The sequence below is a fragment of the Streptomyces sp. NPDC002867 genome (assembly GCF_053591895.1).
On record NZ_JBSFUR010000005.1, the window covers coordinates 107,421 to 132,441 of the forward strand.

The following is a 25,021-nucleotide window of genomic DNA, read 5'->3' on the forward strand; positions in this document are numbered from 1 at the left end:
GGAAGACGGCGAGTGCGGCCACGTCAGCCGCCGGTGGGAACGCGCCAGGAGCTGAGCCGCCGCTCCACGGCCACCAGGAACTGGTTGAAGACCACGCCGATGGCGGAGATCGTGACGATGCCCGCGTACATCTGCGGGATGGCGAAGTTGTACTGGGAGGCGTTGATCAGATAGCCGAGCCCCGCCTTGGCGCCGATCATCTCGGCGGCCACCAGCACGAGGATCGACACGGCACCGGCCAGCCGGATCCCGGTGAACATCACCGGGACCGCGGACGGCAGGATGACCTTCTGGAACAGACGGGGCGCGGACAGATCCATCGACTTCGCCAGCTTCAGCAGGGTCGGGTCGGCGTTGCGGACCGCGCTGATGGTGTTGAGCAGGATCGGCCACGTGCACGCGTACACGACGATGGAGACCTTCGAGGTCTCGCCGATACCCAGGAGCAGGACGAACACCGGCAGCAGGGCCAGCGCCGCGGTGTTGCGGAAGACCTCCAGCAGAGGTCCGAGGAGGTCGGCGACCGGCCGGTACCAGCCGATGAGCAGGCCCAGCGGCACGGCGAGGGCTACGGCGAGACCGAATCCGCTGAACGAACGCACCAGGCTGGCACGCGCGTTGTCGGCCAGCTGACCGTCGGTGGCCAGCCCCCACCAGGCGCGGGCGACCTCACTGAACGGCGGCAGGAAGGTCCGGTCGACCAGGCCGACCCTCGGCGCGGTCTCCCACAGCAGCAGCAGAGCCACGATCGCCGCGGATGCGGTCACCCCCTTCACCAGCAGGGACGGCAGTCGGCGGGCCGCCCGGGCAGCGGCCGTCCAGGCGGGTGCCCGTCGCACGGCCGGCGGCGACGCCGCGGCCGGCGCCGACGCGGGGGAGGGGGCGCGGGCGGGTGCGGCGACGCCCGCGGCGCCCGGCGCCGTCGTCTTCTCGGTGGTGGTGCCGGCTGCGGGGCTCATACGGAAGCCTCCTCCTTCTCCAACTGCTGGGCCCTGGCCACCTCGTCGTGGAGCAGCGACCAGATCTCGTGCCGGTGGCGTGCGAACTCGGGACTGGAGCGGACGTCGTCCGCCGCCGTACGGGAGCCGAGGGCGACCGGCACGATCCGCTTGATGCGGCCCGGCCTCGACGTCATGACGGCGACGCGCTGTCCCAGGTAGACGGCCTCGTCGATGCCGTGCGTGATGAAGACGACGGTCTTGCCGGTGCGCTGCCAGATGCGCAGCAGTTCGTCCTGCAGGGACTCCCGGGTCTGGGCGTCCAGCGCGGCGAACGGCTCGTCCATGAGCAGGACGTCGGGGTCGTAGGCGAGGCTGCGGGCGATCGCCACCCGCTGCCGCATCCCGCCCGACAGCTCATGCGGATGGCGGTCCTCGAAGCCGGACAGACCGACCAGGTCCAGCAACTCCCTGGCACGAGCAGCCCGTTCCCGCCGCGGGACGCCGGTGGCCTCCAGGCCGAACTCGACGTTGCCCTGCGCGGTGCGCCACGGCAGCAGCGCGTACTGCTGGAAGACGATGCCGCGGTCCAGGCCCGGACCCGTGACGGGTGCGCCGTCCAGCAGGATCCGTCCGCCGGTGGGCCGGGCGAGGCCACCGAGCAGATCGAGCAGCGTCGACTTGCCGCAGCCGCTGGGACCGACCAGCACGACGAACTCGCCTGCCGTTATCTCCAGGTCGATGCCGTCGAGGGCGGTGAACTCCGTGGACTTCCGTGCTCCCGAACGGTCCCTGCGGGCCGCGTCCTTGACGGTGAAGTCCTTGCGCACGCGCTCGAACACGATCTTGGGAGTGAGGTGTTGCGGCATGGTGATCACCTCCCGCTCTTCGCGGCGGAGGGGGCCGGCGAGGCGGACGCCGTGCCGCCCCCGTCGGCGTTGAACTCATTGGTGTAGAGGTCGGACAGCGCGACCCGGCCCTTCTCGATGTCGCCGCGCTCGGCCAGCCAGTCGATCCACAGCTGGAGTTCCTTGCCGGTGATCCGGCCCGCGGTCTCGGCGACGCCGTAGGACCTCCAGTACTTCAGGGGCGCGGTGTCCTCGTTGCGGCCCCGCTTCTTCACGATGTCCGTCATTCGGGCGATGACCTCTTGGCGAGGGGTGGACCGGGACCACTCGATAGCCCGCCCCACCGCGGTGACGAAGGTCCGGGCCGTCTCCGGGTTCTGCTTCAGGAAGCGGTCGGTCATCACATAGGTGCCGGCGCTGAACGAGCCGAGCAGTTCGTGGTCCGTGAACAGCGGGCGGATTCCGCCGGCGGCGAGGGCCTTGTCGCGCAGAATGCCGCCGAGGACGGCCACGTCGATCTGTTTCCGGCGCAGCGACTGCTCGGTGTTGACCGGCGGCACCACCAGAGGCTCGACCCTGCCGATCTGCGCCGGCGACAGACCGCCGCGCTGCAGGTAGATGTCGAGCATGGCCTCGGAATGGGCACCGAGGGTGTTCATGCCGACGTTCTTGCCGATGAGGTCGCGGGCGGAGCGGATCGGGCTGTCCTCGAGGACGTAGTAGCCGTTGTAGGCGTGCTCGTCCGAGCCGTAATAGCTGATGACGGCCTTGATGGGGGCGTTGTTCGCGGCCAGTTTGACGACCGCGCCGTTGAAGGCGCCGCCGAAGTCGGTCTGGCCGGTGGCCGCGGACTGGATGTCCTGCGGCCCGCTGATCGTGTTGCCGACCCACTCAAGCTTCACGTCCTCCAGGTAGCCGAGGTCCTCGGCCAGTTCAGGCAGCGTGACCTGGCCGGCCCAGCCCTGGTACCGGAGCGTCTTCGTCCCACCCTTGCCGGACGTGGCGCCCGTTGCGGTCGTGCCGCAGCTCACCGCGACCGCCGAGAGACCGAGCAGAGTGAGGAAATGTCGTCGGGTCGATGCAGTCGTGGCCATGGAAGGTCCTGTTCAGGTTCGATTGCGAGTGCGGGGGAGCGGCTGGAGCACCATCTGACGCGTTCTTCCGGCCGTCATCTGTCCGGCTCGGGGAAACGTCAGCAGAAATCGGCGCGCAGGCTTTGGCCGGGGAATGGCAGACGCCGATTACATAGGGCGAGTCCCGGGAGAGAAATCCTGCAAGGATTCCGACAAGAGAGCAGGAGAGCGGTGCCTGTCGGCGGCGGGTTCAGCGGCCGACGGCACAGATGGCGCTGGCCTGGCGTCGCAGATCGACGTGCAGCCGCGCGGCGAGGTTCTCGAACGTGCTCACAGCCAAGAGAGTTGCAGCGGAAACCGGCCACGTCAATGTCTCTTTCAGCTGCGTCTCGCATACTGAATTACCTGACATGCGCGTGAAGCATCGCGTTCACAAATGTTCTGACGCCGGTCATGAAGGGGATTACGAGGCGTGTGATGGGAGGTTCTGCCGTGCCGAACGACGGCGTACGGCGATGTACGGCAGGCATGGAGCGCTGCCGGGGCCGCTCCGGTCAGGCAGGGAGGACGAACGGGGGATGCGCGCCGTTGAGGAAATAGTCCCCGACGTCTCGTAGCCGGGGGGCGACGGGCTCGTACAGGGTGTGGGTGCGGGCGTTGCGCCAGAAGCGGTCGAACCCGAGCCGTGCGGACGTGGAGCGGGCGCCCATGACGTCCAGGGCGCGGGAGGTGGACTCCTGCACGGCCCTGGAGGCCGCGGCCTCGGCCACGGCCACAAGAGCGGAGATCTCCGCGTACTCGTCGTAGCCGAGGTCGTCGCCGCGGGCCATCCCGGTGTGCAGGGCTGCCATTGCCTGCTCGGCGAGCGCTGCCGCGGCGCGGGTGACGACCGTGAGCTCCCCGTAGGTGGCCAGTACCTGCGCATCCTGGGGGGAGCCGGCCGGCCAGGCCGACTGCCGGGGCGAGGCGCCCGCCCTGCTGTACTCGCGGGCTTCGGCGAGGACGCCCTCGGCCATGCCGAGACAGAGCTGCACCGAGACGAGACGCCCCACCGGCGACGCCAGAGCGGCCGAGGGCGACAGGATGTCCTCGTCCGCGGACAGCGAACCGAGGACGTCGTCGGCGGTCACCGGCACGGAGTCGAACTCCACGCTGCCGCCGGCCGTCAGCCGCTGGCCGAAGGGGTCGGTGTCGCCTTCGATCAGCACGCCCTGACGGGCCGGGTCGACGGCGACGGCGAGCGGTTCGCCGGTGTCGGACCGCACCGCCCGCACGGCGAGCCGGTCGGCTACCAGCACCCCGGAGACGTAGCTCCGGCGGCCGTTGAGCAGATGGCCGTCGGCGGTCGCCGTCAGTGTCAGCGGTGGTTCCTGAGGGGCGAAGCCGCCACCCCAGCACCACTGTCCGTCCGTCGACTCCCGGTCGAGGCGCTCGGCGCGAGCGGGCCCACCGAAGAACCGGGTGCTCCACGACAGGAAGTAGTGGGAGCCGAGGAGTTGGGCGATCGCGCCGTCTGCCGTGGCGATCTCCCGGACGACGCCGCAGGCCGTGTCCCAGTCCGCGCCACCGCCCCCGTGCCGGGCCGGTGTCAGCAGCGTCAGCAGTCCCGCCTCGCGCAGGCGGGACACCTCGTCGAAGGGGACCTTGCCCGCCTGGTCCCGGGCCACCGCGTCCGTGGCCAGGTCGTCCGCGGTCTCGCGGGCCACGCGCAGCCAGTGCGCGCGGTCGGGGCCGGCGAGTAGCTGCTCTGTGGGGGACATGCGGATCATCCTGCGCGTCACCCTCGGCACCGTCAATGCTTTCCCAGTAATTCGATAGGAAAGGTAGGGAAGGCTGGCCGATCCGGCCACCGTGGTGTCCTGATCCCTGCCGTGAACGGGGCCGTGTCGTCCTCGCAGATGCCGAAGTCCGTCATCCGGGCGGGCAGTTGACGCCAAGACCGATGTACTGCTCAATGGATCGCATGAACGCCGAGCAGCGCCTGGTCACCCGTGACCACATCGACTTCGGTCGGGTGTGGTCCGCGGCGTGTCGCGCCTGACTCGGCGGCGGGCCGCCCGAGCGGCTCCGCTCTCCTTCGGCGCGCCGTCGCGGGCCGGGTTCCCTCTCCGCGGCACCGTCGTGCGCCTGCGCTGAATCCCCCACGTACGGACGGTCCCGCCGGCCGGGACGCGCGCTGCTGCCGGGACACCTCACCCGAGCTCGGTACGTCCGGCCTCGTCACCCGCGTTCCCGTGCTGTCCCCATCACCCTGAAGCGCCGTCGCACGGGTGCACCACGGGGCGATCCGCCCTGACCGTGTGCTGCCCGACCGCCTCTCTGAAAACTGAGGACTGAGGAAAGGCCATCTCCCCATGCCTGTGGAGTTTCCTGGCGTCGCCGCCACCAACGACGGGTCCGAGACGACCCCGCGCTCCGGCGCCGCCTTCGACAAGGAGCACACACTGCGGCTCGCCCGGGCGCACGGGGACCACGGCCGGGAGCGGGTGCTGTCCGCCTACGGCTCCGAATCGCCGTGCCCCGCGCCGGCCGCCGGCCCGCCCACCGAATTGACGGTTGTTCACGTGAAGGTGGCCGACTCGAGGGTGGAGCCGCTGCTGCGCGAACTCGGCGACGAGTACACGGCCCGTTACGGCAGGGACGCCCACGCCGAGCTCGCCCGCTACCCCGACGACGAGTTCACCGAGCCACGCGGCGGAGTGCTGCTCCTGCTGCTGGAGCGTGGCGAGCCGGTCGCGGGCGGGGCCTTTCGCCGGTACGACGCGACCACGGCCATCGGTATCCCGGAGCCGCCGTCGCGCCGGTGCTGAGCGACGACTGGACGGGACGGATCGTCAGCACGTACACCCCGCACATCCCGCGCGACCTGGCCCGGCACTTCGGCGGCGCGGGTGCCGACGGGCCCGCGCTGTTCCCGCACGGCGCGGAGGCGGCACGGCGGTTGGCAGCCCACCCGGCAGTCGGCCCCCACCTCGACCTGGACGGCATCGCCCGCAGGACGGTTCACCTGGACGAGAACGCGGGGCCCTCGTCCACGCACGCGCTCGTCGTCGGGGTCGCGGCGTACACGCACCTGGACGGGGAAGTCCCCCGACGGACCACCCGGGCCGTGAGCGGCGCCCCCACGGACACGGTGGTCGCCTCCTCTGAGGTCAACCTCTTGACCTCTGTGGCCCCGGCCACTACTTTGCGCTAGACGTCGACCCATGACTACCCGAAAGGAGGCGACCAGCGGATGTACACCAGCTCTGACCTCGGTCGCCTCGCCCAGTGCACGGTCTGGGTTCCGGGTCGGATCGCGCACGGCTGCTGAGCACGCCGTTCTGAAGTGCCCCTCTTGTGGCACATTCCGGGTTTCCCGTCATCACCTCCCGGCACGTCGTTGATACGTGCCGTTTTTGCGCGCGCTCTTCTCATGTGGCGCGTCCGAACACAGAAAGCTGCCCGAAATTGGCGAACATGATGAATCGACCCATCGCGCACCGAAACGAAGGCCTGTCGTGGTAGCGGCGCGGATCACGGTCAACGGGAGGGAAGCACCGATTTCACCGGCTGCGCCCCACACCACCGTGCTGGATTTTCTGCGCGATCATGGCCTCACCGGCACCAAGGAGGGCTGCGCCGAAGGTGAATGCGGCGCCTGTTCGGTCCTGGTGGCCCGTCCCGGGGTGAACAAGCCCACCGACTGGGTAGCGGTCAACGCCTGCCTGGTCCCGGTCGCGGCGCTCGACGGTCAGGAGATCGTCACCTCCGAAGGTCTCGCCACCGCCGGCGAGCCCGGCGCGCCGCCCACCCTGCACCCGGTGCAGGAGGAGATGGCGGTCCGCGGCGGCTCCCAATGCGGTTACTGCACGCCGGGATTCGTCTGCAGCATGGCCGCCGAGTACTACCGGCCCGACCGCTGCGCGCACGCGGACTCGGCCGACAGCACCGACGCCGAGCACGGTCCGAACGGTTTCGATCTGCACGCGCTGAGCGGAAACCTGTGCCGCTGCACCGGTTATCGCCCGATCCGCGATGCCGCGTTCGCCGTCGGTACGCCCACCGACGAGGACCCGCTGGCGCAGCGTCGCGAGCAGTCCCCGCCGGCACCGGTCGCCACCGAATACACCGAGGGCGACAGCGCGTTCCTACGGAAGAGCACCCTGGCCGAAACGCTGCAGCTGCTGCGCGAGCGGCCCGACGCGGTGGTGGTCGCCGGCTCCACCGACTGGGGCGTGGAGGTGAACATCCGCTCGCGCCGGGCGGATTGCGTGGTCGCCATCGACCGGCTGTCCGAACTGCGGGAGCTGCGAGTCGAATCCGACTCCATCGAGATCGGAGCGGCGCTGACGCTCACCGAGATCGAACGCCGTCTCGACGGCGACGTCCCGCTGCTGGCAGAGCTGTTCCCGCAGTTCGCATCCCGGCTCATCCGCAACGGTGCGACCCTCGGCGGCAACCTGGGTACCGGCTCCCCCATCGGTGACAGCCCGCCGGTGCTGCTCGCGCTGGAGGCATCGGTGGTGCTCGCCGACGCCGACGGTGAGCGCGAGGTCCCGCTGGCCGACTACTTCACCGGTTACCGGCAGAGCGTGCGCCGTCCCGGCGAGTTGATCCGCTCGGTGCGCATCCCGCTGCCGCTGTCGCCGGTCGTGGCCTTCCACAAGATCGCCAAGCGGCGCTTCGACGACATCTCCAGCGTGGCCGTCGCCTTCGCGCTCGACATCGAGGACGGGATCGTCCGCAAGGCACGCATCGGCCTGGGCGGCGTGGCCGCCACCCCGATCCGCTCCCTCGCCACCGAGGCGGCCCTGGAGGGCAAGCCGTGGGCGGCCGAGACCGTCGGGGCCGCGGCCCGAGCGCTGCGGGGGGAGGGCACACCGATGAACGATCATCGCGCCAGCGCCGTCTACCGTTCCGCGATGCTGGGCCAGAGCCTGCTGAAGCTGTACGCGCAAACCACCGAGGCGGTGTCGTCATGAGTCATTTGTCCGAGCGCCCCGAAAAGCCTGTCGTCGGCGTCTCGATGCCGCACGAGAGTGCCGTCCTGCACGTCACCGGCACCGCGCTCTACACCGACGACCTGGTCCATCGCACCAAGGACGTGCTGCACGCCTACCCGGTCCAGGTCATGAAGGCCCACGGCAGGATCATCGCGCTGCGCACCCAGCCCGCGCTCGCCGTGCCCGGTGTGGTCCGCGTGCTGACCGGTGCCGACGTGCCCGGCGTCAACGACGCCGGGATGAAGCATGACGAACCGCTGTTCCCCGACGAGGTCATGTTCCACGGCCACGCGGTCGCCTGGGTGCTCGCCGAGACCCTGGAGGCGGCCCGGCTCGGTGCGGCGGCCGTCGAGGTGGAACTCGACGAACTGCCCTCCCTGGTCACGCTGCAGGACGCGGTCGCGGCCGACAGTTTTCACGGCGCTCGGCCCGTGATGCTGACCGGCGACCTCGACGCCGGCTTCGCCGACTCCGCGCACGTGTTCACCGGCGAGTTCCAGTTCTCCGATCAGGAACACTTCTACCTCGAGACGCACGCGGCGCTGGCCTGTGTCGACGAGGCCGAGCAGGTGTTCGTCCAGAGCAGCACCCAGCATCCTTCGGAGACCCAGGAAATCGTCGCGCACGTGCTCGGTCTGCACAGCCACGAGGTGACCGTGCAGTGTCTGCGGATGGGCGGCGGCTTCGGCGGCAAGGAGATGCAGCCGCACGGGTTCGCGGCCGTCGCCGCGCTCGGCGCCAAGCTGACCGGTCGGCCCGTTCGGGTGCGGCTCAACCGGACTCAGGACCTGACCATGTCCGGTAAGCGGCACGGGTTCCACGCCCAGTGGAAGATCGGCTTCGACGCCGACGGCCGCATCCAGGCCCTGGACGCCACCTTGACCGCGGACGGCGGCTGGAGCCTGGACCTCTCCGAGCCGGTGGTGGCCCGTGCGCTGTGCCACATCGACAACACGTACTGGATTCCCCACGCGCGCATCGCCGGTCGCATCGCCAAGACCAACAAGGTCTCCAACACCGCCTTCCGGGGCTTCGGCGGACCCCAGGGCATGCTGGTGATCGAGGACATCATGGGCCGGTGCGCGCCGCTGCTCGGCCTGGATCCGATGGAGCTGCGGGAGCGCAACTTCTACCGGCAAGGTCAGTCGACGCCGTACGGACAGCCGGTCACTCAGCCGGAACGGATCTCCGCCGTCTGGCAGAAGGTTCAGGACAACGCCGGCATCGCCGATCGCAAGCGCGAGATCGCCGCCTTCAATGCCGCGCACCCGCACACCAAGCGGGCACTTGCGATCACCGGCATCAAGTTCGGAATCTCGTTCAACCTCACCGCCTTCAACCAGGCCGGCGCGCTGGTGCTGATCTACAAGGACGGCTCGGTCCTGATCAACCACGGCGGCACCGAGATGGGCCAGGGCCTGCACACCAAGATGCTGCAGGTGGCCGCGACCACGCTGGGGATCCCGCTGCACAAGGTCCGGCTGGCCCCGACGCGAACCGACAAGGTGCCCAACACCTCTGCCACCGCAGCCAGTTCCGGGGCGGACCTCAACGGTGCGGCGGTGAAGAACGCCTGCGAGCAGTTGCGCGAGCGGCTGCTGCAGGTGGCCGCCGGCCAGCTGGATTCGAACGCCTCGGATGTGCGCATCGTCGAGGGCGTCGCGCGCACCCTGGGCAGCGACAAGGAGCTGGCCTGGGACGACCTGGTGCGCACCGCGTACTTGCAGCGAGTTCAGTTGTCGGCGGCCGGCTTCTACCGGACCGAGGGTCTGCACTGGGACGCGAAGGCGTTCAGGGGCTCGCCGTTCAAGTACTTCTCCTACGGCGCCGCCGCAGCCGAGGTGGAGGTGGACGGCTTCACCGGCGCGTACCGCATCCGGCGGGTGGACATCGTGCACGATGTCGGCGACAGCCTGTCCCCGATGATCGACATCGGTCAGGTCGAGGGTGGTTTCGTGCAGGGCGCGGGCTGGCTGACACTCGAGGACCTGCGCTGGGACGCCAGTGACGGGCCCAACCGGGGCCGGCTGCTGACCCAGGCCGCGAGCACCTACAAGCTGCCGAGCTTTTCGGAGATGCCCGAGGAGTTCAACGTCACGCTTCTGGAGAACGCCACCGAAGAGGGCGCGGTATACGGGTCCAAGGCGGTGGGTGAGCCTCCGCTGATGCTGGCGTTCTCGGTGCGAGAAGCGTTGCGGCAGGCCGCCGCCGCGTTCGGGCCGAGCGGGGTCGGCGTCGAGTTGGCCTCGCCCGCGACGCCGGAGGCGGTGTACTGGGCGATCCAGGCGGCTCGCCAAGCCGATGCCTCCCGGAACGGTCACTCCCGCGACGGGTCTGCCACCAACGGCAAGATCCGAACCGACGCAGAAGCCTTGAGCGGTGCCTGACATGACGTGGGTGGCCGCGGTCGCACGGTTGCGAGCGCGCCGGGAGTCCGGCGTGCTGGTGACCGTCGCGACCGTGCGCGGCCATGCCCCGCGCGACGCCGGTGCGAAACTCGTTGTGGGGCAGACCGAGACCTGGGGCTCGATCGGTGGCGGCAATGTCGAGGCCGTCGCGATCGATCGGGCCCGGGAGATGATCGCCGCGTCCAAGCCGGAGCCGGAGCTGATTGATTTCGCCCTGAACGACAAGGTGACCAACCAGCATGGCGTGCAGTGCTGCGGCGGCACAGTCTCGGTGCTGCTCGAACCGCTGCCGGTGGCAAGGGCGGTGGCGATCTTCGGTGTCGGGCACGTCGGGCTGGAACTGGCGCGCATCCTGGCACGTCAGGACCTCGACCTCCATCTGATCGACACCCGCTCCGACATCCTCACCGAGGAGCGGCTCGACGTGCTGGCAGACGCGGTGGCGCAGGTGCACGTGCATCACAGGCCGCTGCTGCCCGAGGAGGTGCTGGAGGAGGTGCCGCGCGGCACCCACGTCCTGATCATGACCCATGATCACGCCGAGGACGCCGCTCTGTGCGATGCCGCCTTGCGCACGAACCATCTCGGCTCCATCGGGCTGATCGGGTCGGCGGCCAAGTGGGTACGGTTCCGCAAACGCCTCGCCACCGAGGGCGGTCACGACGAGGCCACCATCGATCGGATCAAGACCCCGATCGGGCTGGCCGACATCACCGGCAAGGAACCCGCGACCATTGCCGTGAGCGTCGCTGCCGACTTGCTGCGCACCTTCGAAACCGAGGGGAACTGACTCTCCGACCGGATCGACAGGGGTGCCCCGCGCTCGTGCGAACGCACCCATGCGGGGCACCCTTTCCTCGCCTTCATCGGCATAGCCGCATCCCTCGCCGGCTACCGGAAACTACCGAGTGAAACAAGTCTCCGTGACGGACCTGATCAACGCTGCGCTCACCGGTGGCTCCCCGCGGGCCGCATGACCGATGCTGCGCGAGGAAAGGGGAATCGGACATCGGGGCTCTGCCATGCGGTCGGGGCGGCCTCACCGCGCTCGGCCGGGGTGCCCACGCGGGCGGCGGCTCCTCACATGCCGCGTGACGAGAAGGCGGCGGGGCGGAACAGCCGGGCCACGGCGCACAGATGACTCAAGCGCAGGTAACGACGGAAAGGTGTGCAACCACTGATGCGAATCGTCCTCATCGGCCCTCCCGGAGCAGGCAAGGGCACCCAGGCAGCCATCCTCCACGAGAAGCTCGGCGTACCCCACATCTCCACCGGCGACCTGTTCCGCGAGCACGTGAGCCGCCGGACCGAGCTCGGGCGCACCGCCCAGCGCTACCTCGACACGGGCGGCCTCGTACCCGACGACCTCACCGGTGAGATGGTCCGCCGACGACTGGCACAACCGGACGCCCGGCACGGCTTCCTCCTCGACGGCTTCCCCCGCACCGTGCCCCAGGCTCGCGAACTCACCGCCGTGCTGGATGCCATGGGCTCCCCGCTGGACGCGGTGCTGGAGTTCACGGCTCCGGAGGAGGAGGTCGTGGCACGGCTGCTGAACCGCGGCCGGCCGGACGACACCGAGGACGTCATCCGGCACCGGCAGCAGGTGTACCGCCGCCAGACGGCACCTCTCCTCGCCCACTACTCGGGCATCCTGCTGACGGTGCGTGCCGTCGGACCGATCGACGAGATCGCGTCGCGAGCACTGGCGGGCCTGACCGACAGGGAACAAACCCTGGCTGCCGGATAGGGCTGGTCGCCAATCGGCGGTGACGCTCTGGGGTGGCTGCCGGAAGCGGCCGCCACAGAGCGACCTGATCCGCCACGTCAGCAGGCCGCAGCGGCCTTCCGCACATGAGCCGATACGCCGACACCGGTGTCTGTTCCGCCGTCCACGGCCGGCCGGACCCGTCATGGATCCGGCCGGCCGGGTCGCGCGGCGCGGGCCGACTCTCCGGCCGGCTCACTGCGCAGCGGGCGCGGGTGGTCAGCCTTCGGCGACTGCCCGGCCGTACGGGACAAGTCCCACCGGGCCGACGAGGCCGTAGTTCTGCCGCTTGGCGACCCCGAACACCGGTGCGTTGGAGAACCGCAGCCGGTCGAGGAGCGTGGGGGCGATCGACGCGGTGGCGCCACCTCGTCGGCGGAGGCTCCCGCAACGACCTGCTCTGTCAGCTCACCGCCGACGCCACCGGCCTTCCCGTCATCGCCGGGCCCACAGAAGCCGCCGCCCTCGGCAACATCCTCATTCAGGCCAGAGCAGCCGGACTGGTGGACGACCTGGCCGCGATGCGCCGGCTCATCGCCTCCACCCAACACCTCAGGCGCTGCACCCCACGACGCGACACCGCCGTATGGGACGCGGCTGCCGCCCGGCTCACCCCGGCCCGGAGGAGTTCCTGACGGTGCGCGCCTTCACAGGCCCACGACCACGTGGTCACGCGTCGGCCGAGGGCGCACGTGTCCGGAGGAAGGCCGAGAGGCGGATCTGCTGCGCGATGAGGCCGGCAGGAACGGGTGCCCTGCCGGCCTTGGGCCTGTGGCAGTGTCGACGACACTCCACCGGCAGGGGTGGCCCCGTTGCGGTGTCACGGGAGCCACCCTGCCCGGGCGGTCACTTGATGCCGAGCAGCTGCTCCAGCGGGTCGATGGCGAAGTAGACGAGGAAGAGCGCTGCGGTGCCCCAGAGCAGCCAGTGGACTTCGCGGGCCTTGCCCAGGCACGCCTTGATGACCACGTAGGCGATGAAGCCGGCGCCGATGCCGTTGGTGATCGAGTAGGTGAACGGCATGACGACGATGGTCAGGAAGGCGGGGACGGCGACCTCGTAGCGGTCCCAGTCGATGTGCTTGACCTGGGTCATCATCAGGAACCCGACCGCGACGAGGGCCGGGGCCGCGGCCTGGAGAGGCACGATCGTCAGGACGGGGGCGAGGAACAGGGCGAGCGCGAACAGCCCGCCGGTGACGAGGTTGGCGAAGCCGGTCCGGGCGCCTTCACCGACACCTGCGGCGGATTCGATGTAGGTGGTGGCGGACGACGAGGAGGCGGCGCCACCCGCAACAGCGGCCGCACCGTCGATGAGCAGCACACGGCCCAGGCCAGGGACCTGACCCCGCTCGTCGAGGAGGCCGGCCTCGGCGGTGACGCCGACGACGGTGCCCATGGTGTCGAAGAAGTCGGACAGGACCAGGGTGAACACGAGCAGGACGACGGTCAGCACGCTGACCTGACCGAACGAGCCGAACAGGTCAAAGTTGCCCAGCAGCCCGAAGTCGGGGGCGGCGAAGGGCTTGTCGGGTACGGAGGGCGACGTCAGACCCCAGGTCTTGACGTCGGCGACCGCGTTGACGACGACGGCGACGACGGTCATGAGGACGATGCTGATGAGGATGGCGCCCCTGACCTTGCGGGCGAGGAGAACGATCGTCAGGAGCACACCGAGGCAGAACACGAGCATGGGCCAGCCGGTGAGGGCACCGGTGCCGAGCTGCACGGGCACGGTGGTGTTCGCGGCGTCCGGGATGCGGGTGACGAACCCGGCGTCCACGAAACCGATGAACGCGATGAACAGGCCGATGCCGACGCTGATGGCCTGCTTGAGGGGTTGCGGGATGGCATGCATGACGGCCTCGCGCAGACCGGTCACCACCAGGACGCAGATCAGCAGGCCTTCGAGCACGACGAGGCCCATCGCGTCGTCCCAGCTCATCAGGGGGGCGACCTGGAAGGCGACGACGGCGTTGATGCCCAGGCCCGCGGCCAGGGCGAGCGGCAGGTTGCCGCCCACACTCATGATGACGGTCATGACCGCGGCCACCAGCGCCGTGGCGGTGACCAGTTGGCCGGCGTCCAGCTGCTCGCCGAATTTGTCCTTGGCGCTGCTCAGGATGATCGGGTTGAGCACCAGGATGTACGCCATGGTGAAGAACGTGGCGAACCCGCCGCGTACCTCCCGGCTGTAGGTCGAGCCGCGTTCGCTGATGCGGAAGAACCGGTCGAGCGGGCCATGGGCTCTGGTGGCCCCGGCGTCGGCCGGGCCGGTCGTGCTGGTCTGCATGACTGCGTCTCCTGGACCTGCAGGTGCGAGGGGAAGGCATGGCGGTGGCGCCGGGAGCGTGTGGCAGTCAGTTGTGCGAACACACATACGGCACCTTGGAAGCGGATCATACGCGTCGGGGACGTGATCTCAATTACCTTGCGGTATCCAGGGGTTGACTTCTCGTGCCACCCCTGTCGGTTCCTACAGAATCGCCGACGACCTATCGCGCCAAAACGGGATGCGGGCGACAGCGGCCATGGAGTTCACCCCTGGTGACTGCCTACTCTCAGCCTGTGCATCCACCGCTCCCCTTCAACGCGCGCGCTGCCCGCACTCTGCGCGAGAAACTCGGGATGGCCCCCGGCCACGTCGCCTACGGCATGCGCGCCTCCTACGGCATGACCCACATCACCCCCGACCACATCGCCGCGTGGGAACGCGGCACCGCCCTGCCCACCGCCAACGAACTCACCGCCCTCGCCGGCGCCCTGTGGTGCGCGCCCCGCGATCTCATGGGCGCCCCTCGCACCCTGCGGGAACACCGCCTCGCCCGCGGGCTGGCCGCCGAGGACGTCGCCCGCTCGACCGGCGTCGCCCTCGATGCCTATCACCACATGGAAGAAACCGGCCGATGGACCGGCGACAAACGGCAGTCCGCCGCTCTCGGCACCGTCCTGAATCTCCCTCCGCGCGACTTCGTCGCCATCACCGGCCTCGAGGGCGAACTCGCCCACCTCCTCACCGAAGCCGTCTCCACGCGGTGGCAGGCCCACATCCGCGCCATCGCCCGCCTCGTCTCCATGGAGCGCCGCGACCTGCAAGAACCCCTGCGCGCGATGCATCAGGAGTACCAGACCCTCATGGCCGCCACCCTCAGCCGGGCCGGCGGCGCCATCGCCTCCGGCGAGAACGGGCGACGGTACATCGACGACATCGTCAGTCACTTCTGGGCCCGACTCCCGGACCACTGACGACCTCGTGCGTCTCTCGGGCCAGGCCGATGGAGGTGTCCCGCACCTTGATAGGCAAGTGCATGCTTGCCTACGATGGGGCTGTGGCGAGTGATGTCTTCAAGGCTCTGGCCGACCCCACCCGCAGGCGAATCCTCGACGAGCTGGTGGAACGGGACGGGCAGTCCCTGTTCGAGATCTGCGCACGGCTGACGGCCAAACACGGACTCGGGCTGTCCCGCCAGGCGATCAGCCAGCACCTCGCGGTGCTGGAAGCCGCGGATCTGATACGGACGCGACGCGAGGGCCGCTACAAGTTCCACGACCTGAACACCGAACCGCTTGAGCGCATCATCGCCCGATGGCTCAGGCCCGACGCACCGGAGCGAACGCCATGAGAATCAACCTGGCCAGCGTCTTCGTCGACGACCAGGACAAGGCCCTCCGCTTCTACACCGACGTACTGGGCTTCGTGAAGAAGAACGATGTCCCGCTGGGTGAGCACCGGTGGCTGACCGTGGTCTCTCCCGAGAACCCCGACGGCACGGAACTGGTGCTGGAGCCGGACAGCCACCCCGCCGTGAAGCCGTACACGTCGGCACTGGTCGAGGACGGCATCCCGGCCACCTCCTTCGCCGTGGACGACGTGCACGCGGAGTTCGCCAGGCTGCGGGGGCTGGGCGTGCGGTTCACCCAGGAGCCCCTGAAGACGGGCCCGGTCACCACCGCGGTGCTGGACGACACCTGCGGCAACCTCATCCAGATCGCCCACGTCGAGTAGGACCGCCTGTGGCGCAGTGCCGGCTCGAGTGCGGAGGTATGGGGACATGAGCGCGCAAAGTGGTGGTCGGGCGAGGGACGCGGAGCAGTTCGCTGCGTCGCGGCACCGACTGGGCAGTTGGCTGGCCGGACTGGAGGCCGGCGCGTACGCGGTGGATGCCGACGGCGCCATCGTCGCGGTGAACGGCGAGGCCGAGGCGTTGTTGGGACGGAGCGCCGAGGATCTGCTCGGTCGCGACGCGCATGATCTGCTCCACCGGGACGGCAACGGGATGACCATTCCCAGGAGCCGCTGCCCGATGATGGAAGCCTTCGTCGCCCGGCGAACCCGGCAGGAGGAACTGGGCTACTTCGAGCGCGGTGACGGGACCTTGCTGTCGATGTCCTGGCTGGCTGCCCCGCTCCGCCTCGGCGCCGACGAAGTGGGCGCCCTGGTGGTGTTCCACGAGCACGAGTCCGCCGGACGGCACCTGCGGGCCGCGGACCTCAGCATGGAGCGGCTGTCGGAGTTGGAACGTCTGGCGTTGCTGGCCGAGACGACCACCCAGCTCACCTCCACCCTGGATGTCGACGAGGCGCTGGACCGACTGGTGCGGCTGGTCGTTCCCCTGTTGGCGGACTGGGCGATCATCGACCTGATCAGTGACAACGACGAGGTGTGGCGCACCGTGGTCGCGCACGAGGAGGACGGCCGGCTCGTGCGCCGCGGGGACTTGGAGGGAGCCATGCCACCGGTGCCCCCAGCCTCTCCCCAGCCGCTGTCCCGGGCGCTGCGGGGCGGGGGGTCGACCCTGGCGACGCCCGAGACGTATCAGGGGCCGCCCGACTCCGGCATCGCCGTCGAACAGCGCAGGCTCTTCGAGGGCACGCGGATGCACTCCGCGGTCATCGCGCCCATCCGCGGACTGCGAGAGGTCCTCGGGGCTCTCACCCTCGGCAGATCCGACCGCCCCGACGTCTTCACAGGCGCCGACATCCCCCTGCTGGAGGACATCACCCGCCGCGCCGGTCTGGCCCTGGACAACGCGCGTCTCTACCAGCGGCAGCGCAAGGTCTCCGAGACCATGCAACGTCACCTGCTGCCCCAGATGCCCCGTGTACCGGGCCTGGAAATGGCCGCTCGCTACCTGCCCGCGCCGCACGCGTCCCAGGTCGGCGGCGACTGGTACGACGCCTTCCGCCTTCCCGACCAGGCCCTCGCGCTGGTCATCGGCGACGTCGTCGGGCACGACCTGGACGCGGCGGCCGACATGGCCCAGCTCCGCAACATTCTGCGGGCCTACGCCTGGTCGCAGCAGGAACCGCCCAGTGTCGTCGTCAGTCATGTCGACGAGGCCCTGTCCCACATCTCGGAAGTCGAGATGGCCACCATGATCTTCGGCCGGCTGGAGACGGACGACGAGGGGCAGTGGAGGCTTCGGTGGACGAACGCCGGCCACCCGCCGCCTCTGCTGGTCACGTACGACGGTCAGAGCCGCTACCTCGACGACGGACACGGCATCCTTCTCGGCTCCCACGTCAGCATGCCCCGTGAGGACGCAACGGTCGTGCTGCCGCCACTGTCCACACTGGTGCTCTACACCGACGGCCTGATCGAATCCCCCGGCCGTTCGCTCGACGACGGCCTGGAGAGGCTGCGCCGGAATGCCGCCTCTCTGGCCCACCGGCCTCTGGAAGCCTTCACCGACCTCCTCATGCAACGAGCCCGCCCCGAGGACAACGACGACGACGTCGCCCTCCTGCTCGTGCGCGTTCCTTCGGGGGACGGGCCCGACCTCTGACGCGTCTCAGGCACGTGCCCCGGGTGAGCCGTGTCTCACCCGGGCGCTGCCGCTTGTCTATGCAACGAGTTGCATAGCAGGATCGCCGTGTGGCGCTCGAACACGCGATACTCGTCTCGCTTCTGGAGAAGCCGGGCTCCGGCTATGAGCTGGCCCGGCGTTTCGAGCGGTCCATCGGTTACTTCTGGACCGCCACCCACCAGCAGATCTACCGCGTGCTCAAGCGCATGGAGAGCGACGGCCTGCTCGACGTCCGCGACGTGGCACAACAGGGCCGGCCGGACAAGAGGGAGTACTCCGTCGCCGGGCGCGGCCGCGCCGCCCTCTCCGAGTGGCTGCACGAACCGATCGAACCCGAGAGCCTCCGGCACGATCTCGCCGTGAAGATCCGAGGCGCGGCGTTCGACGACCCGGCCGCGCTGATCAGCGAGGTCGAGCGGCACCGTCAGGTGCACAGGGACCGACTGGCGCACTACCTCGCCGGGGAAGTACGCGACTTCACCGGGCCCGAGGCCCCCGCGCCGCCCGACGCCGGCCAGGAACTGCAGCATGTCGTGCTGCGCGGCGGCATCGCGTACGAACGGATGACGATCGCCTGGCTCGACGACGTGCTCGCCACCGTCCACCGGCTCGTCGCGTCACCCCCGCGTACCTGAACTGCCCGTCCTTTCCTCCCGACCGGCACCTTTCACTCTCAACTCCTCGGAAGGCGAACCTCCATGGCCGACACCCTGCTGTTCAACCCGCGCACCTACGACCCGGCGCACTTCGATCCCGAGACCCGCAGGCTGCTGCGCGCCACCGTCGACTGGTTCGAGGAGCGGGGCAAGCGCCGGCTGATCGAGGACTACCGCTCCCGGGCCTGGCTCGCGGACTTCCTGGCGTTCGCGGCCAAGGAGGGGCTGTTCGCGACCTTCCTCACGCCGGCCTCCGCCGCCGACGGGCACGAGGACAAGCGGTGGGACACCGCCCGCATCGCCGCACTCAACGAGATCTTCGGCTTCTACGGGCTCGACTACTGGTACGCGTGGCAGGTCACCATCCTCGGCCTCGGCCCCGTCTGGCAGAGCGGCAACGCGGCCGCCCGCGCCCGTGCGGCCGAACTCCTCTCCCAGGGCGAGGTGTTCGCATTCGGCCTCTCCGAGAAGACGCACGGCGCCGACATATACTCGACGGACATGCTGCTGGAGCCCGACGGCAACGGCGGCTTCAAGGCCAGCGGCTCCAAGTACTACATCGGCAACGGCAACGCCGCCGGTCTGGTCTCCGTCTTCGGCCGCCGCACCGACATCGAGGGCCCCGACGGATACGTCTTCTTCGCGGCCGACAGCCGTCACCCGGCCTACCACCTCGTGAAGAACGTCGTCGACTCCTCCAAGTACGTCAGCGAGTTCCGCCTGGAGAACTACCCGGTCGGCCCGGACGACGTCCTGCACACGGGCCGCGCCGCCTTCGACGCCGCCCTCAACACCGTGAACGTGGGCAAGTTCAACCTCTGCACCGCCTCCATCGGCATCTGCGAGCACGCGATGTACGAGGCCGTCACTCACGCGCACCACCGCATCCTCTACGGCCGCCCCGTCACCGCCTTCCCGCACGTGCGCCGCGAGCTGACCGACGCGTACGTCCGTCTTGTCGGCATGAAGCTCTTCAGCGACCGCGCCGTCGACTACTTCCGCACCGCCGGCCCCGACGACCGCCGCTACCTGCTCTTCAACCCGATGACGAAGATGAAGGTGACCACGGAGGGAGAGAAGGTCATCGACCTGATGTGGGACGTCATCGCGGCCAAGGGCTTCGAGAAGGACAACTACTTCGCCCAGGCGGCCGTCGAGATCCGCGGCCTGCCCAAGCTGGAGGGCACGGTCCACGTCAATCTCGCGCTGATCCTCAAGTTCATGCACAACCACCTGCTGGGCCCGGCCGAGTACGCGCCCGTCCCGACCCGCCTCGACGCGGCCGACGACACCTTCCTCTTCCAGCAGGGACCGGCCCGCGGCCTGGGCTCCGTCCGCTTCCACGACTGGCGCGCGGCCTACGACGCCTATGCGGCCCTGCCCAACGTCGCCCTCCTCCGCGAGCAGGCGGACGCGCTGTGCGAGTTCGTCACCACCGCCGCCCCCGACGAGGAGCAGAGCCGCGACCTCGATCTCCTGCTCTCCGTCGGCCAGTTGTTCGCGCTCGTCGTCCACGGGCAGCTGATCCTGGAGCAGGCGCGCCTGACCGGCCTCGACGAGGACGTGCTGGACGAACTGTTCGCCGTGCTCGTACGCGACTTCTCCGCGCACGCCGTCGAGCTGCACGGGAAGGACTCCGCCACCGAGCGGCAGCAGATCTGGGCACTCGGCGCGATCCGGCGCCCTGCCGCCGACCAGGCCCGCTCGGCGCGGGTGTGGGAGCGGGTGGAGGCACTGTCCGGGGCGTACGAGATGGCGCCGTAACAACGCGGCGACGGGCGGCTGTCGGCGGTGGCGGTCGCAGGCCTCCGACGGCGGTCAAGGAAGCGCTCGATGCTCGTGATCATCGGCCTTCTCGCAGCGGGCGGCGGCGCCTTCACGCTGATGATCGCTGAACTGGATCACGCCCGAGGGTTCCGCCTGCCGGCCGGGAATGGACTGTGAGCCGGCGGCTACGGTGCGGCAGGGAGCTGACGGCCCGGCAGTTTCACGTCCAGGGGGGCGGCTGGGTCGGCCGATGGACACCTCTCCGCCCTCCGCGGACGCAAGGCGGGCACCCATCCCCGCCTCCTGGTCCAATGTTGTGATGCAGGTCACAGAAGGTCTGGGGTGAATGCGCCGGGAGACCAGCCGGTCGGCGAGCCGAGTGGCGGCGCGCGACGGGCCGCCTCCGGGTGAGGGAAGTGCTCCCGTTGTCCGTCGCCTGTGACGACATCCGTCCGAGAGGAGCCGCATCTGTACGGAGTCGGCGACCCGGTCCGCTACGTCCCTCTGCGACGGCAGCAGCACCTCGCCCCGGCTGCGGCGCGCCAGGAACGAGGACGAGGGCGGACGTGGACTCTTCCTCGTTGCCCAGCTCACCGAGCGCTGGGGGACCCGCTGCACCCCTGACGGCAAGGTCATCTGGACCGAACAGCCCTTTCCCTGACCGACAGAGCCGGCGGCCCAGCCCTTGATCGGACCGCATGGTCATCGGCCCGCCGGATCGAGCATGGGTGATCTCCAGGAAGAGGCCGGAACGGTGTCAGCCGCGCAGCGCGGAGGCGAAGATCCTCGGCAGCGCGGACCAGCCGGGTGCTGCGGCGAAGTCGGTGAGGAGACGGCCCGTGGTGGCCGCGGTGCGGCTGGTGACGAACCACGGAGGCTTGGGGGACATCACCGTCTCCCCGTGCAGGCCGCTCGGGGCGCCGGCCGGAACGGGCCGCGTACGACCGTGCGTTCCGGTCCGTCCAAGAGGGGAAGTGTTGGGACATGCCACCCGCCTCGGACGGGTGGATGTGACTCCCCATGAGGTCGAGAACGTTCTCCCGGAGCGTCCCGGTGCGGGGGGCGAACGCACGTGCATACTCAGCGGTTCTTCAGTGCGGCGAGTCCGGCGTCCAGCAGTGGGTGGATCGCCTCGCCGATCCGGTCGGATCCGGGTCCGACGGTCTGCCCGCTCAAGTGGCGGCAGTGGATGCCCTCGAGGATCGCGGCGAGCTTGAAGGCCGCGAGACCGAGGTGGAAGCCGAGGTCGCTGAGGTCGCGCCTGCTGCGGGCGTCGTACCGCGCGATGATCTCGGCCTCGGACAGGAAGCCGGGCGCGAGTCCGGCGTCGGGGACGACACCCGCGCCGACCAGGCGGGCCGTACGGGTGCAGAGCAGCATCAGCGCCAGGTCGGTCACCGGGTCGCCCAGGGTGGCCATCTCCCAGTGGATGACGGCCCGGAGACGGTCGCCGCCGTCGATCAGCACGTTGTCGAGGCGGAAGTCGCCATGGACGATCCCGGGGCGGGCGGCGGCGTCCACGCTGGGGGCCCGCTCCGCGAGCGCGGCGTGCAACGTGTCGGCGGCCGGCAGGTCGCGGGAGTACGACGCGTCCAGTTGCTTGCGCCACCGCGCGACTTGACGCGTGAGGAATCCCTCGGGCCGGCCCAAGCCGCGGAGCCCGACCGCGCTCGGATCCACCTCGTGGAGGTCGGCGAGGGCGTCCACGAGCGCGGTGGAGATCGCGCGCACCCGCTCCTCACCAAGTGGCTCCAGCTGCACGGCTGTTCGGTACAGCGTGCCCTCGACCGCCTCCATGACGTAGAACTCGGCACCCAGCACCCCGGCGTCGAGGCAGAGGCCGTGCAGCCTCGGCACCGGCACCGCGGTGTCGGCGAGCGCCGACATCACCGCGTACTCACGTCCCATGTCGCGGGCCGTGGCGAGCACACGGCCCAGCCGCGAGCGGCGCAGGATCCAGCTCGCCGCACCGTCGGTGAGGCGGTAGGTCAGCTTGGATCTGCCGCCGGTGATCAGGGTGGCCGAGAGGTGGCCGACCCGTGCCTGCGGCACGGCCTCCGCGAACCAGGGACGCAGTCGGGTCAGGTCGATGCCCGGAGTCCCGTTGGTGTCTCGCAGGGTCATCACGCACCTCCCGCCGGCGTGACGCCACCGTCGACGACCAGCGTCTGGCCGGTCATCCACGCCGCGTCACCGGAGAGCAGGAACGCCACGACGCTGCCGATGTCCCGGGGAATCCCGAGCCGCCCCAGCGGGTACGCCGCCGCGACTTCGTCGCCCGATGCCGCGACTGGCACCGGTGACGATCGCGGTCCGCCCTGCGAATGTGTCGGCCATGGTTTCTCCTCGACGGGGCCGGGCGTGTCAGTAGCGGCCATCGGCCAGCGCTGCCGCGACGTTCCGGGCAGCTCGCGCGCCGCTTTCGATGGCGCCGTCGATCCCCCCGACGCCCAGCGACGCGATGTCGCCTCCGGCGAAGTGGAGGCGCCCGTGAGGCTGACGCATCTGCGGAGCGGCCTTGGTGAGGTTGCCGGGTCGGTGGTGGACCCATGTTCCTTGGGAGAACTCGTCGCCCACCCAGTCGTGGGCGGCCGTCTCGAGGACCTCGATGCCGGGGACGAACGTCCGCAGCGCGGCCTGCACGGCCTCGCGGTCTCCGGCGTCGAGGGCCGAGGCGTCGGAGGCAAAGCACACGACGAGCGTGTCGCCGCCGTGCAGGTACTCCACCCGGGCTGCGTTGACGGAGTTCTTGCCTACCGGGGCGAACGCGTAGAAGGGCTCGATCTCGCCTCGGACCCTCGCCCAGATCTTGGAGGTCCGCATCGGGTGCTTCTGCTCGATCATGCCGCGCACCGGCTGAGCGAGCTCGGGGGTGATGGTGACGTCGCCCAGCGTGTTGAGCGGGAGCGCGACGACGGCCGAGCGGGCCCGGATCCGCTCGCCGGTGCGGGTGGTCACGACGACGGCGGAGCCGTCGTCCTCGATCGCGCTGACGGGCGTGGAGAGACAGAGGTCGGCCTTCGATTCGTCGAGCATGGCCTCGATGAGCCTCTTGGTTCCGCCTTCGATCGGCCAGAAGCCGGCGGTTTCCAGGAACGCGCCCCAGTCGCCGAAGTTCGTGGCCGCCCAGACCAGCATCTGCTCGATGCCCTGCTCGCTGTAGGAGTGGACCAGGGTGGCCAGCATCCCGTCGAGTACGTCCCTGTCGTACGCGGACAGCTCCAGCGAGTCGAGCCGGTCCCCGACCGACTCCTTCTCGATCTCACCGGCGTCGATCGCGGTCACGTCGAACGGCAGCGGGAACCGGGCCCGTGCGTCGACGAAGAACTGTGCCGCGAGGGGACCGACGGCGGTGTTGTAGTCGAGCTGGCTGCCGGAGTGCACCGTGCCGTCGGCCAGCCAGTACACCTTGTCGATGTCGAGCGGCACCGCCAGCGGGATGTTGTGACGCTGGAGCTCGCGCCACACGTTCGGCTGGGTCCAGTGCACATAGGTGCCGCCGAACTCCATCCGGCGACCGAAGGCTTCGCCCATGTAGGTCCTGCCACCGACTCGGTCGCGCGCTTCGAGGAGGACCACCGAGAGCCCCTCGGCGCCGAGGTCCCGTGCCGCGGTGACCCCGGCGAAGCCGGCACCGATCACCACAACGTCACAACTGCTGGCCATGACCACTCCGTTTCTCCTGTCCACGCCCTCTGTGTGCGCGGCGAAATCGTGTCGCGATCGGTCTGATCGAGAGCGCGATATGCGATCTCGAATCGAGTTCGAGTTTAAGGCGTGTTCGAGGGCTGTCAACCTTCGTGCGCGAGGAAGTTCGACAGCGTGACTGATACGATCTCGAATTGTGTTCGAGAAAAATTCGACAACCCAGGCGCCGGCTCGCCCGGCTGTACAGCGCCGTGGCATGGAACGGAGGCGGGCCATCCTGGACGCCGCCGAGGCGCTGCTCGGTGAGCAGGGCTACGAGGCAGCCACCCTCAAGGCGATCGGCGAGCGGGCGGGCATCCCGATCGCCTCCGTCTACCACTACTTCGCCGACCGGCATCAGGTCGACGCCGAGCTCATGCAGCGCCATGTGCACGAGCTCGACGAGCGTGTCGACGCCGCGCTCGACCACTCCCCGCTGCGCACGCTGCGCGACGGCGCCGACGCGATCATCGACCCGCTGCTCGCCTACTTCCGCGAGCACCCGAGCTGCGTCGAGCTGTGGTTCGCAGGGCGTCACGAGAAACTCGTCGAACAGGTCCAGGCATTCGACGAGTCGAAGGCAGGGCTGCTCTGGCGCTTGCTCATCGAGCGGAACCTCCTCCCCGCCGACACCCCTCAACTCGTCCTGCAACTCGCCTTCGAGGCCGGCGGCCGACTCTTCGACGTCGCGTTCCGGCGCTCCCCGACCGGCGACGACACCACGATTGACGAAGCGCGACGCCTCGTCACCGCCTACCTCGAGACCTACGCCTCGCACAGTCCGGAACGAGGCGACTGACGCGACGATTCGCCGGAAACCGGCGAGCCCCGGTGGACGCGCGAGCGGCAGCTGGAGCTCGGCTGGAGGAGGTCGCGGCGTGAGGCCGCCGGCCACGCGGCCCTGCCCGGCGCGCACCGGGGTCGTTGAGGACCGCGTCGCTCCACCTGAGACCGGGGCCGGAGCCGGCGGTGCCCACGAACGTCAGGAGGATGCCGATGCTGCCGTCCGGCGGCGAGTTGTGCTCGATCCCACCGGACGACCCGATCGCGTGGAGGGTCCGGAGGAGGGAGGTCTCGCGCGGGTC

At 69.7% G+C, this 25,021-nt stretch carries 21 protein-coding genes and 4 pseudogenes; 16 read left to right on the top strand and 9 right to left on the bottom strand.

Annotated elements, in window-relative coordinates:
- Nucleotides 1-23: 23 nt before the first annotated feature.
- The 4 genes from ACWD0A_RS06625 to ACWD0A_RS06640 form a co-directional block, all read right to left on the bottom strand.
- Nucleotides 24-959: an ABC transporter permease gene (locus ACWD0A_RS06625; protein WP_451295232.1), complete on the bottom strand. Its 936-nt coding sequence runs from the start codon at nucleotides 957-959 to the stop codon at nucleotides 24-26.
- Nucleotides 956-1,807, bottom strand: coding sequence for an ABC transporter ATP-binding protein (locus tag ACWD0A_RS06630; RefSeq protein WP_451295234.1), 852 nt, complete (start codon nucleotides 1,805-1,807; stop codon nucleotides 956-958). Before ACWD0A_RS06630 ends, ACWD0A_RS06625 begins: the two co-directional genes overlap by 4 nt.
- A gap of 5 nt (nucleotides 1,808-1,812) precedes the next feature.
- Nucleotides 1,813-2,880: an ABC transporter substrate-binding protein gene (locus tag ACWD0A_RS06635; RefSeq protein WP_451295236.1), complete on the bottom strand. Its 1,068-nt coding sequence runs from the start codon at nucleotides 2,878-2,880 to the stop codon at nucleotides 1,813-1,815.
- A gap of 533 nt (nucleotides 2,881-3,413) precedes the next feature.
- Nucleotides 3,414-4,619 carry an acyl-CoA dehydrogenase family protein gene (locus ACWD0A_RS06640; protein ID WP_451295238.1) on the bottom strand — a complete coding sequence of 402 codons (1,206 nt, stop codon included), beginning with the start codon at nucleotides 4,617-4,619 and terminating at the stop codon, nucleotides 3,414-3,416.
- 594 nt (nucleotides 4,620-5,213) lie between these two features.
- On the opposite strand from ACWD0A_RS06640, the pseudogene ACWD0A_RS06645 reads away from it, so the two are divergent.
- The 8 genes and pseudogenes from ACWD0A_RS06645 to ACWD0A_RS06680 form a co-directional block, all read left to right on the top strand.
- Nucleotides 5,214-5,393, top strand: a pseudogene (locus tag ACWD0A_RS06645) (LLM class flavin-dependent oxidoreductase); the annotation flags it as partial.
- Between the two features lie 12 nt (nucleotides 5,394-5,405).
- Nucleotides 5,406-5,633, top strand: a pseudogene (locus ACWD0A_RS06650) (GNAT family N-acetyltransferase); the annotation flags it as partial.
- 29 nt (nucleotides 5,634-5,662) lie between these two features.
- The gene (locus ACWD0A_RS06655) at nucleotides 5,663-6,055 is read left to right on the top strand and encodes a hypothetical protein (RefSeq protein WP_451295240.1); all 393 of its coding nucleotides are present in this window, start codon (nucleotides 5,663-5,665) and stop codon (nucleotides 6,053-6,055) included.
- A 304-nt stretch (nucleotides 6,056-6,359) separates the two neighbouring features.
- Nucleotides 6,360-7,823 carry a xanthine dehydrogenase small subunit gene (locus ACWD0A_RS06660; protein ID WP_451295543.1) on the top strand — a complete coding sequence of 488 codons (1,464 nt, stop codon included), beginning with the start codon at nucleotides 6,360-6,362 and terminating at the stop codon, nucleotides 7,821-7,823.
- Nucleotides 7,820-10,231 carry a xanthine dehydrogenase molybdopterin binding subunit gene (xdhB, locus tag ACWD0A_RS06665; RefSeq protein WP_451295242.1) on the top strand — a complete coding sequence of 804 codons (2,412 nt, stop codon included), beginning with the start codon at nucleotides 7,820-7,822 and terminating at the stop codon, nucleotides 10,229-10,231. The genes ACWD0A_RS06660 and xdhB overlap by 4 nt, the downstream gene beginning before the upstream one ends.
- Before the next feature lies 1 nt (nucleotide 10,232).
- Nucleotides 10,233-11,042, top strand: a complete 810-nt coding sequence (gene xdhC, locus ACWD0A_RS06670) for a xanthine dehydrogenase accessory protein XdhC (RefSeq protein WP_451295545.1) — start codon at nucleotides 10,233-10,235, stop codon at nucleotides 11,040-11,042.
- 390 nt (nucleotides 11,043-11,432) lie between these two features.
- Entirely contained in the window at nucleotides 11,433-12,002 is a 570-nt protein-coding gene (locus ACWD0A_RS06675) for an adenylate kinase (protein WP_451295244.1), read from the top strand.
- 326 nt (nucleotides 12,003-12,328) lie between these two features.
- Complete coding sequence (locus ACWD0A_RS06680) at nucleotides 12,329-12,655, top strand: FGGY-family carbohydrate kinase (RefSeq protein ID WP_451295246.1); 327 nt, start codon at nucleotides 12,329-12,331, stop codon at nucleotides 12,653-12,655.
- A gap of 211 nt (nucleotides 12,656-12,866) precedes the next feature.
- Here the strand turns inward: ACWD0A_RS06680 and ACWD0A_RS06685 are convergent, their stop codons facing one another.
- Complete coding sequence (locus ACWD0A_RS06685; RefSeq protein ID WP_451295248.1) at nucleotides 12,867-14,312, bottom strand: NCS2 family permease; 1,446 nt, start codon at nucleotides 14,310-14,312, stop codon at nucleotides 12,867-12,869.
- A 275-nt stretch (nucleotides 14,313-14,587) separates the two neighbouring features.
- On the opposite strand from ACWD0A_RS06685, the gene ACWD0A_RS06690 reads away from it, so the two are divergent.
- The 7 genes and pseudogenes from ACWD0A_RS06690 to ACWD0A_RS06720 all read left to right on the top strand — a co-directional run.
- Entirely contained in the window at nucleotides 14,588-15,265 is a 678-nt protein-coding gene (locus ACWD0A_RS06690) for a helix-turn-helix domain-containing protein (RefSeq protein ID WP_451295250.1), read from the top strand.
- An 83-nt stretch (nucleotides 15,266-15,348) separates the two neighbouring features.
- On the top strand, nucleotides 15,349-15,642 hold the full coding sequence (locus ACWD0A_RS06695; RefSeq protein WP_451295252.1) for an ArsR/SmtB family transcription factor: 294 nt from the start codon (nucleotides 15,349-15,351) through the stop codon (nucleotides 15,640-15,642).
- Complete coding sequence (locus ACWD0A_RS06700; protein ID WP_451295254.1) at nucleotides 15,639-16,025, top strand: VOC family protein; 387 nt, start codon at nucleotides 15,639-15,641, stop codon at nucleotides 16,023-16,025. The genes ACWD0A_RS06695 and ACWD0A_RS06700 overlap by 4 nt, the downstream gene beginning before the upstream one ends.
- A gap of 46 nt (nucleotides 16,026-16,071) precedes the next feature.
- Nucleotides 16,072-17,805 (top strand): SpoIIE family protein phosphatase, encoded by a 1,734-nt coding sequence (locus ACWD0A_RS06705; protein WP_451295256.1) that lies wholly within the window; start codon nucleotides 16,072-16,074, stop codon nucleotides 17,803-17,805.
- 89 nt (nucleotides 17,806-17,894) lie between these two features.
- Nucleotides 17,895-18,461, top strand: coding sequence for a PadR family transcriptional regulator (locus ACWD0A_RS06710; RefSeq protein ID WP_451295258.1), 567 nt, complete (start codon nucleotides 17,895-17,897; stop codon nucleotides 18,459-18,461).
- A 63-nt stretch (nucleotides 18,462-18,524) separates the two neighbouring features.
- A complete protein-coding gene (locus tag ACWD0A_RS06715; RefSeq protein WP_451295260.1) occupies nucleotides 18,525-20,246 on the top strand; it encodes an acyl-CoA dehydrogenase family protein in 1,722 nt (573 codons plus the stop codon).
- Between the two features lie 511 nt (nucleotides 20,247-20,757).
- A pseudogene (locus ACWD0A_RS06720) lies at nucleotides 20,758-20,910 on the top strand (ATP-binding protein); the annotation flags it as partial.
- Between the two features lie 96 nt (nucleotides 20,911-21,006).
- Here the strand turns inward: ACWD0A_RS06720 and ACWD0A_RS06725 are convergent.
- From ACWD0A_RS06725 to ACWD0A_RS06740, 4 genes and pseudogenes are all read right to left on the bottom strand, one after another.
- Entirely contained in the window at nucleotides 21,007-21,138 is a 132-nt protein-coding gene (locus tag ACWD0A_RS06725) for a hypothetical protein (RefSeq protein ID WP_451295262.1), read from the bottom strand.
- Between the two features lie 191 nt (nucleotides 21,139-21,329).
- A complete protein-coding gene (locus ACWD0A_RS06730) occupies nucleotides 21,330-22,373 on the bottom strand; it encodes a phosphotransferase family protein (protein ID WP_451295264.1) in 1,044 nt (347 codons plus the stop codon).
- Nucleotides 22,373-22,525, bottom strand: a pseudogene (locus ACWD0A_RS06735) (SDR family oxidoreductase); the annotation flags it as partial. The gene ACWD0A_RS06730 and the pseudogene ACWD0A_RS06735, both read right to left, overlap by 1 nt.
- A gap of 88 nt (nucleotides 22,526-22,613) precedes the next feature.
- The gene (locus ACWD0A_RS06740) at nucleotides 22,614-23,915 is read right to left on the bottom strand and encodes a flavin monoamine oxidase family protein (RefSeq protein WP_451295266.1); all 1,302 of its coding nucleotides are present in this window, start codon (nucleotides 23,913-23,915) and stop codon (nucleotides 22,614-22,616) included.
- 238 nt (nucleotides 23,916-24,153) lie between these two features.
- Between ACWD0A_RS06740 and ACWD0A_RS06745 the strand changes: the two genes are divergently transcribed.
- Complete coding sequence (locus ACWD0A_RS06745; protein WP_451295268.1) at nucleotides 24,154-24,735, top strand: TetR/AcrR family transcriptional regulator; 582 nt, start codon at nucleotides 24,154-24,156, stop codon at nucleotides 24,733-24,735.
- Nucleotides 24,736-25,021 lie beyond the last annotated feature (286 nt).

What these genes read in the sequence shown, in the direction of transcription:
- ACWD0A_RS06625 (WP_451295232.1), bottom strand. Translation starts at nt 959, where the DNA reads ATGAGCCCCGCAGCCGGCACCACCACCGAGAAGACGACGGCGCCGGGC.
- ACWD0A_RS06630 (WP_451295234.1), bottom strand. Translation starts at nt 1,807, where the DNA reads ATGCCGCAACACCTCACTCCCAAGATCGTGTTCGAGCGCGTGCGCAAG.
- ACWD0A_RS06635 (WP_451295236.1), bottom strand. Translation starts at nt 2,880, where the DNA reads ATGGCCACGACTGCATCGACCCGACGACATTTCCTCACTCTGCTCGGT.
- ACWD0A_RS06640 (WP_451295238.1), bottom strand. Translation starts at nt 4,619, where the DNA reads ATGTCCCCCACAGAGCAGCTACTCGCCGGCCCCGACCGCGCGCACTGG.
- xdhB (WP_451295242.1), top strand. Translation starts at nt 7,820, where the DNA reads ATGAGTCATTTGTCCGAGCGCCCCGAAAAGCCTGTCGTCGGCGTCTCG.
- xdhC (WP_451295545.1), top strand. Translation starts at nt 10,233, where the DNA reads ATGACGTGGGTGGCCGCGGTCGCACGGTTGCGAGCGCGCCGGGAGTCC.
- ACWD0A_RS06675 (WP_451295244.1), top strand. Translation starts at nt 11,433, where the DNA reads ATGCGAATCGTCCTCATCGGCCCTCCCGGAGCAGGCAAGGGCACCCAG.
- ACWD0A_RS06685 (WP_451295248.1), bottom strand. Translation starts at nt 14,312, where the DNA reads ATGCAGACCAGCACGACCGGCCCGGCCGACGCCGGGGCCACCAGAGCC.
- ACWD0A_RS06700 (WP_451295254.1), top strand. Translation starts at nt 15,639, where the DNA reads ATGAGAATCAACCTGGCCAGCGTCTTCGTCGACGACCAGGACAAGGCC.
- ACWD0A_RS06705 (WP_451295256.1), top strand. Translation starts at nt 16,072, where the DNA reads ATGAGCGCGCAAAGTGGTGGTCGGGCGAGGGACGCGGAGCAGTTCGCT.
- ACWD0A_RS06715 (WP_451295260.1), top strand. Translation starts at nt 18,525, where the DNA reads ATGGCCGACACCCTGCTGTTCAACCCGCGCACCTACGACCCGGCGCAC.
- ACWD0A_RS06725 (WP_451295262.1), bottom strand. Translation starts at nt 21,138, where the DNA reads ATGTCCCCCAAGCCTCCGTGGTTCGTCACCAGCCGCACCGCGGCCACC.
- ACWD0A_RS06730 (WP_451295264.1), bottom strand. Translation starts at nt 22,373, where the DNA reads ATGACCCTGCGAGACACCAACGGGACTCCGGGCATCGACCTGACCCGA.
- ACWD0A_RS06740 (WP_451295266.1), bottom strand. Translation starts at nt 23,915, where the DNA reads ATGGCCAGCAGTTGTGACGTTGTGGTGATCGGTGCCGGCTTCGCCGGG.
- ACWD0A_RS06745 (WP_451295268.1), top strand. Translation starts at nt 24,154, where the DNA reads ATGGAACGGAGGCGGGCCATCCTGGACGCCGCCGAGGCGCTGCTCGGT.